The organism is Alcaligenes sp. SMD-FA (assembly GCF_025960365.1).
In the GTDB taxonomy this organism is placed as follows: Bacteria; Pseudomonadota; Gammaproteobacteria; order Burkholderiales; family Burkholderiaceae_B; genus Alcaligenes; species Alcaligenes aquatilis.
In genome coordinates this window covers 1,002,097-1,014,279 of the sequence record NZ_CP110108.1, presented here as the reverse complement: position 1 = coordinate 1,014,279, position 12,183 = coordinate 1,002,097, and the positions used below count along the sequence as shown (strand labels likewise).

General features: G+C 58.1%; 7 protein-coding genes. 2 read left to right on the top strand and 5 right to left on the bottom strand.

Going from position 1 to position 12,183, the window contains the following annotated elements:
- Nucleotides 1-106: 106 nt before the first annotated feature.
- A complete protein-coding gene (locus tag OKX01_RS04670) occupies nucleotides 107-871 on the top strand; it encodes a glucosamine-6-phosphate deaminase (protein ID WP_094195878.1) in 765 nt (254 codons plus the stop codon).
- Here OKX01_RS04670 and OKX01_RS04665 read toward each other — a convergent pair.
- The 5 genes from OKX01_RS04665 to OKX01_RS04645 form a co-directional block, all read right to left on the bottom strand.
- A complete protein-coding gene (locus OKX01_RS04665) occupies nucleotides 824-2,224 on the bottom strand; it encodes an efflux transporter outer membrane subunit (protein ID WP_264672552.1) in 1,401 nt (466 codons plus the stop codon). The two genes, OKX01_RS04670 and OKX01_RS04665, sit on opposite strands and share 48 nt — an antisense overlap.
- 32 nt (nucleotides 2,225-2,256) lie before the next feature.
- Entirely contained in the window at nucleotides 2,257-4,215 is a 1,959-nt protein-coding gene (locus tag OKX01_RS04660) for an ABC transporter permease (protein ID WP_264672551.1), read from the bottom strand.
- Nucleotides 4,209-5,387, bottom strand: a complete 1,179-nt coding sequence (locus OKX01_RS04655; protein ID WP_264672550.1) for an efflux RND transporter periplasmic adaptor subunit — start codon at nucleotides 5,385-5,387, stop codon at nucleotides 4,209-4,211. Before OKX01_RS04655 ends, OKX01_RS04660 begins: the two co-directional genes overlap by 7 nt.
- 362 nt (nucleotides 5,388-5,749) lie before the next feature.
- Complete coding sequence (locus tag OKX01_RS04650) at nucleotides 5,750-7,945, bottom strand: TonB-dependent receptor (RefSeq protein ID WP_264672549.1); 2,196 nt, start codon at nucleotides 7,943-7,945, stop codon at nucleotides 5,750-5,752.
- Nucleotides 7,946-7,957: 12 nt separating this feature from the next.
- Complete coding sequence (locus OKX01_RS04645; RefSeq protein ID WP_264672548.1) at nucleotides 7,958-9,070, bottom strand: YncE family protein; 1,113 nt, start codon at nucleotides 9,068-9,070, stop codon at nucleotides 7,958-7,960.
- A 218-nt stretch (nucleotides 9,071-9,288) separates the two neighbouring features.
- On the opposite strand from OKX01_RS04645, the gene mutS reads away from it, so the two are divergent.
- The gene (mutS, locus tag OKX01_RS04640; RefSeq protein WP_264672547.1) at nucleotides 9,289-11,925 is read left to right on the top strand and encodes a DNA mismatch repair protein MutS; all 2,637 of its coding nucleotides are present in this window, start codon (nucleotides 9,289-9,291) and stop codon (nucleotides 11,923-11,925) included.
- The last annotated feature ends 258 nt before the right edge of the window (nucleotides 11,926-12,183 follow it).

Sequence of the window (12,183 nt, the reverse complement as noted above, 5' to 3'; positions counted from 1 at the left end):
TACTGACGTTACGCTTTTGTCCCATTAGAATCTCGAAAGATCAAACTTCGCCGTGCTTGCGGCGAAGTTTTTTTTCAACTTATTGAGCCATACGAAGAAAAAAATCATGTTTTTAGTCTTCCCCGATTCCGCCGCCATTGCGACACACCTGAGCGCCCGTCTTCAGGACATTATTCGTCAGGATCCACAAGCGACGCTGGGTCTGGCAACCGGGGGGACCATGGAACCCATTTACGCCCGTTTCGTGCAGGACGTGCGTGACAATGCGCTGGATGTGTCCAAGATCAATAGCTTCAATCTGGATGAGTATGTCGGTTTATCTGCTGAGCACGAGCAAAGCTACGCCTACTACATGCACCAGCACCTGTTCAGCCAATTGCCTTTTGATGCCGCGCGCCTACACCTGCCCAATGGCCTGACCAAAGAACTGGAACAGCACTGCCAGGACTACTCCGCGGCCATTGCCGCCAGCGGTGGTGTCGCCTTGCAACTGCTGGGCGTGGGCACCAACGGCCACATTGGCTTTAACGAACCGGGTACCCCTTTTGACAGCCGCACGCATGTGGTGGCCCTGTCCGAGCGCACCCGTATCGACAACAGCCGCTTTTTTGACTCCATGGACGAAGTGCCAGCATCGGCCATCACCATGGGGATTGCCGATATTCTGAGCGCCCGTGAAATTGCCCTGGTGGTCACCGGCGAGCACAAGGCTCGCACCATGCTCAATTATCAGGAAGGCGGTATCACGCCCGAGCTGCCGTTCACTGCCTTGAAGCAGCACGCCAACACCCACATCCTGCTGGACGAGGCCGCTGCCAGCCTGCTAGACCCCAGCCTCTGCCACCGTCCCCTGATCAGCCAGGCCGCCTGAACCGGCTTGCCAGCCCCCGCCCAGCGCTCTGAACAGCGCCGCGCGGGACTGCAAACGCGACTGCATCAAGCTGACGCGCACATCCTGAGCGGCGTACAAGGTACGCTGCGCATCCAATAAAGACAGCAAGGTTTCCGAGCCGGAGCGATAACGTGCTTCGGCCAGTTGAAACGCTAGCCTGGCTTGCTCCCACTCCAGTTCCATGATCTGCGCCTGAGCATCCAGGCTATGCAGTTGCGCCAGCACACCTTCCACATCCATATAGGCCTGCACAATGGTCTGACGATACTGCACCAGCCACTCCTGCAAACGGGCGTCGCTCAAATCCTTGCCCGCCTCCAGACGACCCGCATTGAAGATAGGAGCCACCAGTCCACTGATCAGGCTGTAGACCGGATGGCGCAAGCTTTCTTCCCAATGATTGCCCGATGCCCCTGCCCGCGCCCCCAGAGTCAGGCTGGGATACAGGGCAGCGCGCGCCACCCGCACATCGGCATGCGCCGCTGACAATTGGGCCTCGATGCGCGCAATGTCAGGACGTTGCGAAAGCAGTTGTGAAGGCAAGCCTGCCTCCAGCTCCGGCACCTGCAAACTGGCAATATCTTCTTGCGGTTCAGGCATGATTTCAGTACGGCCCAACAAGGTCGCCAACTCCACCCGCGTGCGCATGGCCTGCTCTTCAAGCACAAACAGTTTGCGCTGTTGCGAAGCCAGCAATTGACGTTGCTGTGCCAGCTCCAAAGGCGAAGCCGCCCCCGCCCGCAAGCGGGCCTCCAGCAAACTCAACAAGCGTTGTGCAACGGCCAGGTTTTGACGGGCAATGGCGACCCGCTGTTTATCACCCAGAGCCTGCAAGCTTAAATGCACCACCTGCGCCTGCACACTGACACGCAGCACGTCCAGCTCGTAATTCGCCGCCTGAGCCAGGAACACGGCGCTGTCGGCCTGAGCACGATGGCGCCCCCACACATCCAGCTCGTAGCTCATGAATACACCGGCCACATATTGCGAGCGAGAGTCTCCATGCGAGGAAGAAAACGGCGCATCTCTTTGCACAGACAGATTGCCCTGCAATTCCGGCAGCAAACTGGCTCCGGCAATGCGTGCCTGGGCCTGCGCCTGCAAGATCCGAGCCTGAGCCTGACGTAGCACCGCCACATCCTTCAAGGCTTCCTGCATCAGACTGTTCAAAGCGGGGCTGTTATAGGCGCGCCACCACTGCGGCTCCACCTGGGCCAGAACCGGCTCAGAAGCCACCTTGCCTTGTTGCTGATAAGCCTGGGGCAGCGTCGGTGCTGTCTTGTCCAGATCAGAGGACAAGGAACTGCACGCTTGCAGCACCAGCGTGCTCATAGCCCCTGCTATCCATCGGTACTGAGCCATGCTTACTCCCCCGCCAAAGCCTGAACGGGGTCCAGTACGGCCGCCGTCCGTGCGGGCATATAGCCAAAAACCATGCCCGTCACCACGGCGCAGCCAAAGGCACCCAAAGCAGCCCGCAAGGAAAACACCACATCCACCCCTCCAAAAATCAAACCAATACCTACCACAGCCCCCACCAGCACACCCAGGCAGCCACCTGTGATCGTCAACAACACCGCCTCGGTCAGAAACTGGCGCATGATGTCGCTTTGTCGCGCCCCCGTGGCCATACGTATGCCAATTTCCCGCGTGCGCTCACGCACCGTCATCAACATCACGTTCATGACGCCAATACCGCCCACCACCAAAGACACGGCGGCAATCAGGCCCAGCATCATGCTCATGGCCTGACGCGTGGACGCCTCGGCCTGCAAGCGAGCCGCCGCATTGCCGATTGAAAAGTCCTCGCGCCCACCGTGACGTTGTGTCAGCAACTGGCGCATGTCCTGCTCCGCTTCCAGAACGGTCGCGCTGTCCCGCGCATCAATCACCACATAATCGGGTTGCGTCTGAGCCTGATACACACGAGCACGCGCCGCGTGATAAGGCACAAACACCATATCGTCATAATCCTGTGCGCCTGAGTCGGCACCGCGCTCCTGCATCACCCCGATCACCTCAAAAGGCGAATTACCGATCAGGAGCTGCTGCCCCAAAGGCACATCCCTATCGGGGAAGAAATGCTTGGCGGCACGATGTCCCAGCACAACCAGAGGGGCCAGATCCCGGTCCTCGGCATCGGTGTAGTAACGGCCTTGTGCCAACTGCCAGCGGTGAATATCCGGCATGGTTTCATTGGCGGCAAACACATACACCTGCCGGTCCACACGGCCCCTGCGCACCGTAATGGGATCACCGATCACCGGCATCACACGCCGTATCAGGGGCAGTTCACCGACCGCCTCCAAATCGTCCTCGGTCAGTTGTCCTTTGGGCAAACCATTGGGAGGCGAGGAACTGCTCAAGTACATGATGGTGGTGCCCATCGTGCCCATCTGATCCATCACCCGCTGACGCGCGCCCTCGCCCACGGCCAGCATGACAATGACCGAGGCCACACCAATAATCACCCCCAGCAAGGTCAAGGCGGTGCGATGCCGGTTGATCAGCATGCTGCGCAAGGCACTACGTGCCGCATCCTTGATTTCCGAGAGCCAGGGCGAGCGGCGATGCGCCGACTCCGTCAAAGGCGGCTTGGCCCTTGTTTCCTGGGCCGCATCGGAGCGGCTATCGGACAAGATGCAGCCATCACGAATCTCGATCACCCGGTCCGCCATCGCAGCCACTTGATGATCGTGCGTAATCAGAATGATCGTGTGCCCGGAATCCGACAGCTCGCGCAACAAAGCCATGACTTCCGCACCGCTACGTGAGTCCAGCGCACCCGTGGGCTCGTCGGCCAGAATGACTCGGCCACCGTTCATCAAGGCACGGGCAATGGACACGCGCTGCTGCTGACCGCCAGACAACTGATTTGGGCGATTGTCCAGCTTGTCCGCCAGTCCCAGACTGCTGAGTAATTCTGCGGCACGTGCAGCACGCGCGTCCTCGTCCAGGCCCGCATAAATGGCGGGCATCTGCACGTTTTCACTGGCCGTTTCGGTAGGTATCAGGTGATAGCCCTGAAACACAAAACCAAAGGTCTCCCGACGCAAGGCAGCCAGCTCATCCGCGCTTAACTGTGCAACATCCCGGCCTTGGAACAGATAAGTGCCGCTGCTGGGTTTGTCCAGACAACCGAGCAGGTTCATCAAAGTCGACTTGCCCGATCCCGACGCCCCCACAATCGCCACAAACTCGCCCGGCTCAATGCTCAGGCTGACATCGAACAAAACCTGCACAGCCGGTTTGGTGCTGGGCGGGCCACCATAGATACGGCAGATGTCGCGCAGCTCAATCAAAGACGGTGCAGCCCCTACCATTGCAACCACCGCCAGCCACGCTCAGCCGCCACCACGGCCAGCACCACCTGCTCACCCTTGGCCACCCCATCCAGAACCTGCACCTGGTGTCGATTGCGCACCCCCAGGCTGACCGGTTTTTCCTGCAGCTTGCCTTGCTCCAGCACGGGCACCTTGAAGGCATCGGGACCGCGCTGCGGGTCAGGGCGCAAGGCCGCCAAGGGCACCAGCAAAGCCTGATCGGCACGATCAATTTCAAACAGCACCTGCGCGGTCATCTGCGGCATCAACGCGCCGTCTTTATTGTCCACATCAAACAGCACCGTATACATGATGGCCTTGGTGGCGCTCGGGGTGGCTGCGGCGGTTTCTTCCTGCGCGCTGCCCTCGGGCGCCGGCAGGACCTGCCGCACCGTAGCCTGCCATTGACGCGCCTGTGTCTCGCCCTGCTCGCCCAAGGTTGTAAAGGTCACGGCCATACCCGGTTTGATACGGCGGATATCCGCTTCGGACACACTGGTCCACACCGTCATGGTGCCCAAATCGGCAATACGCAAAATAGTGGGGGTTTGATAAGTGGCATTCAGTGTTTGCCCTTCACGCGCCTGTACACCAATAACGGTGCCACTCATGGGTGCGTAAATGCGCGTGTAGCCCAATCGGGCCTCGTCCGCTTTCAGCGTGGCCTGGGTCTGCTCCATCTGCGCTTGCACATGGGCAACACGAGCCTGAGCCGTCGCCAGATTTGCCTGGGCAATTTGTATATCCTCCTGACGGCTGGCCTGCTGGCGTTCCAATTGACGCTGTCGAGTCAACTGCTGGCGCGCCAGTACAAGCTGCGCCTGCTGCTCGGCCAACTGAGCGCGATACGCCGCCAACGACGCGCGGCCTGCATCGACCGAGGCCTGTTGCACACTGGGGTCAATTTCCACCAGCAACTGGCCCTGCTCAAGCTGATCGCCCGGCGCAACCGGCAACGCCGTAATCTGCCCCGACACCTGTGCCCCGACGTCCACATAGCGACTGGGCTTCAAGGTTCCCACCGCCGCAACGGTCGCGCGTATATCGCCTTGCTCTACGGCTACCGTTTCAAATTGCTCTGACGAGCGCCCGGCCTGTGCGGCCAGCGCCCCCAATACCAGCACCGCCACCAGGGCGAACGCCCAGCGACGCTTCACTGCTTTGGACTTCATACATAATCCCGTGGATCTACACCCGCCCGGCTCATGGCGGGCAGGTGATCAAAAAATAATAGTGGTCAAAAAGAAAGGGGCTTGCTCACCCCTACACTGGCTCAACGCGACTTAACAACGGGCCTAGGGCCCTGGCAAAACAGCGCAACAGGGGGGAAAGGAAAGAGATCCTTTTTCAGGCCTTCCCTATAAAGACGTTTGAGAGCCCATTTTCCGGACATTTATTTTGTAAAAATTATCGCGGCAGGCTTGGACGAACCGATATAAGGCCGAATCGGATTAGCGGAGAATCGCATTACCTCATTGTCAGGAAAAACCAGGCAGTAAAAAGCTGGCAGGGGAGAGCCTCCCCTGCCCCGTCCTTAAAACTCGGCGGACATACTCAACATGAAGGTGCGTGGCTGCGATAAGACCAGATAGCCATTATTGGGATAACCGCCTACCGAAGCCCAATACGTCGTATCGGCGACATTCTCGACACTGGCCCTGAACGTCATCGGCACACCGGAGATCTTGCGCTGGTAGCTGGCCCCCAGGTCCCAGCGTACCCAGCCTGGCACACGGATTGCATTGGCCGAATCCGCGTAACGGGCACCAGTGGCCAATAGCTGTGTATCCAGCGACAAGCCCGTCACCTGCGGCACATCCCAGGTCAAACCCAGACTGCCTTGCCAGCGCGGCACGCCAATCACTCGCTGGCCTTCGCTAAGCGGATCACCCGTGTTTTTCTGCTTGGTGTCCAGGGCAGTCACACCACCGAGAATGCGCAAGGAATCGGTCAACTGACCGTAAAAGCTTAACTCCAGCCCGTTATGGCGGTCCTTGCCCGCTTCCACAAAACGCAGATCGTCATTGACCACGCCACGCGGTTTAGTCGTGGTAAAGAAGGTTAGCCCGCCGCCCAGAGAACCGTTGTCGTACTTGACCCCCAGCTCTTTTTGCTTGGCCACAAAGGCCGACAAGCGCTGCCCGGCGTTTTGAACCGGCTGGTTATTAAAGCGAGTCGGTGCCAGATCACCTTGTGCCAGGCTTTCCGTGTAGTTGCCATACAGGGCCCATTCATCCGTCAGCTTGAACACCACACCCGCTGCAGGGCTGGTATGTTGCTGACGGTCTTTGCGCTGCAAGGCTTGGGTGCCGTAGTCATAGCTGCGCGTTTCCATAATTTGATGGCGCAAGCCCAGCATCACTTCCAACCGATCATCCCAGAGGTACATCAAATCACCCAGGGTATAACTGGTCAATTGGGTGCGCCCTACCAACGCCGGAGACCCCAGATCACCACCTGTAAAGGCGATGGGCGACAAGGCCTGGTTCACGGGATCATAAAGATTGCTGTCCTGCTTGCTGCCCATGGCCCAGGCGTTTTTCTCCTTGTGGTCATACAAGGAGGCGGCGGCCACCAGTTCATGCAGCACAGGCCCGGTTTCAAAACGGGCCCGCAAACCCAATTCGCCTGTTTTCACATCATCGCGTCGGGAATTGTTGAAACGTGAGAAAGTGGTTTTGCCAGATACCGCATCCGTGACCGTCTGAGTCGCAAGCTGATTATCTTCCTTGCCATGTTTCATGCCATAGGCAGCCCACAAGGTAATGGAATCATTCAGATCATATTCCCCGCGTAGGGTGCCGAAAACGGTTTCCTCATTGGAGTACGTCCAGGGCTGAGCGAAGTTACGCTTATGTGAAGGCAAGTCCGGCAAGGCGGACAGGCCCGCCTTTAACGCCACATTGGGCCGGACTTCACGCAGCTTGTGCTCCTGATAGCCCAGATCCGCCGACAACCGTACGCGCTCACCACGCCAATCCATCCCCACCGTGTACAGATCCAGACGGGTATGTTCATTGTCGACAGCCGTATCGCCACTACGCCTGATGGCATTGACGCGAATACCGGCCGCATCATCGGCAAAACGGCGCGACATATCCACCTTGATCTGGCTTTGCCCGCCACTGCCATAACCCACACCAAGCTTGGTCAGCGGGTTCTCACCGGCGCGTTTGGGCAGCACGTTAATCGTGCCGCCAATACCACCGCCAGAGGGCGCGGCACCATACAGAAAACCCCCTGCTCCATGCAGCACTTCAATGCGCTCGGCCAGTTCCGCAGCCGTCGCTTGTCGGGGCAGCAGTCCAAACAGGCCGTTGTAGGCAATATCATCGGAAGCCGTCAAAAAACCCCGGATGAAAAAACTTTCCTGGAAGTTGCCAAAACCACGGGCCACACGCACGGAAGGATCATGGCGCACCACATCGGCCACCGTGGACGCCTGCAGTTGCTCGATATAGCGGCTGGTATAGCTATTGACGCTAAAGGGCGAGTCCATATTATCCAGGGAACCCAGTATCCCAACCCGGCCTCCGCTGGCGACCTGGCCGCCGGCATACTCCGGCAGCAAACCCTGACGCGACGCATCGGCACTGGCATTGACGGTAATGGTGGATAACTCCTGCGTCTGGGCACGATTGACATTGTCTTGGGCCTGAGCCTGAACATGAAGAGCAAACAAGGACAAGGCCAAAGTGCGTCCCAGGCAAGGTTTGAATAAAAAAGTCATCACGATTACCCATCAACCCTTGATGTTCTTCAGATCAATGCGCACCACACTTTCACGCTTGCTGGCCTTGTACTGCGGGGTAGCAGGCGCCTTAACGGTTACGTACAACTGGCTGTCCGGACCCAGTTCCAGGCTGTTGGGGTTATCAGGCAAGTTGTACTGCGCCTTGACCGCATAGCTGGCGCCATCCAACACGGATACCTTGCCTTGCTCACGATGCGTCAAGTACAACTCATCACGATCGGCGTTGTACAAGATATCCATCGCGTCGCCCACCGGCAGTGTCTGCAGCAATTTGCCGTCTCGGGCATCCAGCACATACACAGTTTTCTGGTCCTTGGTCTCTGTCACATAGAGACGATTGCGGCTGGAGTCCAGCGCAAAATTCAAGAGCAAGGCGGGTTTGACGCCCGCCGGTTTCCAGCGCTGTTCAATCTGATTGGTTTGGGTATTCACCACCATCACCTCACCATCACCATTGGCGGCATACAGACGATGCGAGGCCGAATCCACCAAGAGCCCCGTGACCCATTTGCCTGCATTTTCAATGGTGTCGATCAGTTCCAAAGTGCGATCATCCAACACCCAGATCACGGCAGGCGCGCCTACGGCTCCCACATAGATACGACCTTGCTGAGGATCGTGACGAATCGTGCGCGGACCCATTTTGGTGTCATCAAAACTCTTATTGTTGAAGTGGACGCGCTCTATGTTTCCGTCCCCCTTTAGCCCTACTTTGGAGACGGCAGCCGCCAGACTATTGGTAACGTACAACGTATCGCCCGAGGCGTTCCTTGCCAGGCCGAAATTGCTCTGGTCGGTATACATGGTCCCCTTCACATCCAGGGTGATGGGGTCCAGCTTATAGATCACGCCGCCACGAACCGACGGCGCCCGCTCTGCCGAGGCCACATATAAGGAATTATCAAAGGGGCTGTAAACCGCTTGATAAATCCCGTAGGCCAGATCCTTGCGCAAGGCTCCTTCTGCTGTAATCGAGGTTTTTTGTGCCAGCTCCGGCGTCAAGGGCAGCGAGACAGCCTCTGACGGCTGGGCGTGAGCAAGCGATCCGGCACTGAGCAAAGCGGCAGACAAGACAGACAAAGCAAGACAACGTGTGAGCATGGGAACATCCTGTTTTCGTAATAGAAGTAATTATCATTTCCATTATTGCATTAGGCACCTCTATGCTCAAAACCGGGATATCCCTGCTCCGTAAGAGGAAACACCCGGGACTAAATCAGCCGCTTCCCTCCCCTCCGCTTGACTGCCCTCGCTACAATATCGACTCAGCCGCCTTCTGGGCGGCCTTGTTGTTGAATTCCCTGACCTGTAACTGCGCTATGACTTCTGCTGCCGATCTGTCCGCCCACACGCCCATGATGCGTCAATACCTTCAGCTCAAAGCGGAGGCCGGCTCGCATCTGTTGTTCTATCGGATGGGGGACTTCTATGAGATGTTCTACGCCGATGCCGAGCGCGGCGCGCGCCTGCTAAACCTGACGCTGACCAAGCGCGGCTCCTCCAACGGCGAGCCCATCCCAATGGCAGGTGTGCCTTTTCATGCCATGGAAGGGTATCTGGCGCGTTTAGTCGCTTTGGGCGAATCCGTCGCCATCTGTGAGCAAGTCGGTGACCCGGCTACCAGCAAAGGACCGGTCGAGCGCAAGATCATGCGCGTAGTCACCCCCGGCACGCTGACCGATGATGCCTTGCTGCCTCCCAAGGCAGATCGCCTGATCGCCGCATGCACACTCATCAAAGTACAACGCCAGGAAATGGTCGGACTGGCCTGGATGAACCTGGCCAGTGGCGAGTTTCTGGTCAGCCAGTGCGAGCCGGACATGCTGGACACGGAACTGAACCGTATCGGCCCCGTCGAGCTGGTCTACCCCGAATCGCTGCGCCCTGCCCCGGAACTGCCACAAGCCAGTTGCCACACCTTGCCGGACTGGCACTTTGCGCAAGACGGTTCACGCGAAACCCTGCTGGACCATTTCGATCTGGACTCTTTGGCCAGCTTTGGTCTGGACGATCTGCCTGCGGCTACGGCGGCAGCCGGAGCCTTGCTGCGTTATGTCGGCAGCACGCAATCCCAATCCCTGGTTCACATCACGGCTATCCGTGTTCAGCATAGTTCGGACTTTCTGGTGCTGGATACGGTCACGCGCAAGAATCTGGAAATTACCGAAACCATTAGCGGTGAAACCAGCCCGACGCTGTTCTCTACGCTGGATCATTGCCAGACCCCCATGGGCAGCCGTTTGCTGCGTCGCTGGCTGCACCATCCCTTGCGTCTGAACCACGCCGTCCAGCAACGTCAGGATGTGGTGTCCCTATTTTTCCAAACCCAGCAAAGCGCCAGCTTGAATGCAGGCGATCCTTTGGGTGTGCTGCGCCATGCCCTGCGTCGTTTTCCAGACCTGGAGCGTATTGCCACGCGTATTTCCTTACGCAGCGTGCGTCCACGGGAACTGGCCAGTTTGCGCGATGCGCTGGCAACGCTACCCGAGCTGCGTCAGGAACTAGAACACAACTTTGCTCAGTCTGAACATTTGTATGGGCATTTGTTAAACCTGGCGCTGGACCCAGAGCTGGCCTCTTTGCTGCAGGCCGCTATCGCCCCCGAGCCTGCCTTGCTCGTACGGGATGGGGGTGTTATTGCCGATGGCTACGATGCCGACCTGGACGAATTGCGCAGCTTGGCCAGCGACAGCGGCGATGTGTTGGTCAAGATCGAAGCCCGAGAGCGCGAACGTACCGGCATCGCCACCCTACGCGTCGAATACAACCGTGTGCATGGTTTCTTTATTGAGGTCAGCCGAGGTCAGGCCGACAAAGTCCCCGACGATTACCGCCGCCGCCAGACACTGAAAAACGCCGAACGCTTCATCACACCTGAGCTAAAAGAATGGGAGGACAAAGTCCTGTCCGCCAAGGACCGCAGCCTGAGCCGCGAGAAGTTCCTGTTCGATCAATTGCTGGACAAGCTGCAAAGCTACGCGGGTCCCTTGGCCCTGTGCTCCAGCGCCCTGGCGGAACTGGATACCCTGTCCTCACTGGCGCTGCATGCACTGGACAATAACTGGGTCGCCCCCGAACTAAGCGAGCAAGCGGGCATCTGGATCGAAGCGGGTCGTCATCCCGTGGTGGAACACAGTATCGAGCGTTTCACACCCAACCATTGTGAGATGCATGCACAACGCCGCATGTTGCTGATTACCGGCCCGAATATGGGTGGTAAGTCCACCTATATGCGACAGGTTGCCTTGATTGCCTTATTGGCCCGCATCGGCAGCTTTGTGCCGGCCAACACGGCCCGTATTGGTCAGATCGATCGCATCTTTACCCGTATCGGCGCGGCTGATGACCTGGCCGGTGGCCGCTCCACCTTCATGATGGAAATGACCGAAGCGGCCGCGATTCTGGCCGGCGCCACCCCCTACAGCCTGGTGCTGATGGATGAGATTGGCCGTGGGACATCCACCTACGATGGTCTGGCCCTGGCCTGGTCCATCGCGCATCGCCTGCTCAGCCACAATCAGGCATTGACCTTATTTGCCACGCACTACTTTGAAATCACGCGTTTGCCCAACGAATTGCCTGCGGCTGCCAATGTGCATCTGGCCGCCGCAGAATCGGCTTCGGGCATTGTGTTCCTGCACGAAGTTCAGGAAGGTCCGGCCAGTCGCAGTTACGGGATTCAGGTTGCGCAACGTGCCGGTATCCCCTCTGCAGTCATCCGTCAGGCCAGCCGTGAACTAAGCCGTCTGGAAGCACAAAATGATCCTAGTGCACAACTGGATCTGTTCAATGCAGGTAGTGCGCCTGAAGCCACGGCGACAGAGTCTGACCCAACCACAGAACAGGCACTGGAACTGCTGGATCAGTTCAAGCAACTGGATGTGGATGACTTGAGCGCACGCGATGCCCTGGATCTGCTGTATCGCTGGAAAAAAGAGATGAAATCCGCTGGGTAGACCAAGCCAAGGGAGCCTGGGCGGCTCCCTTTTCAGGCCGTTCTTTCAGCCTGCTCTCTGGATACTTATCTGACGACCTTTGCTTGCTCTGTGTCATTGACACCAAAGCCCCCACGGCATCAGCAAAGGTCTAGCCAGTCTACCTACCAGGCCCCTATGGAAAAACCTGAGCATCGACGTACCTGTCTAGATTGACTGATTGACTGATTGCCAATCATCCCTGCCCAAACGCGGCCACAGCATTTTGCCCCTATTTTT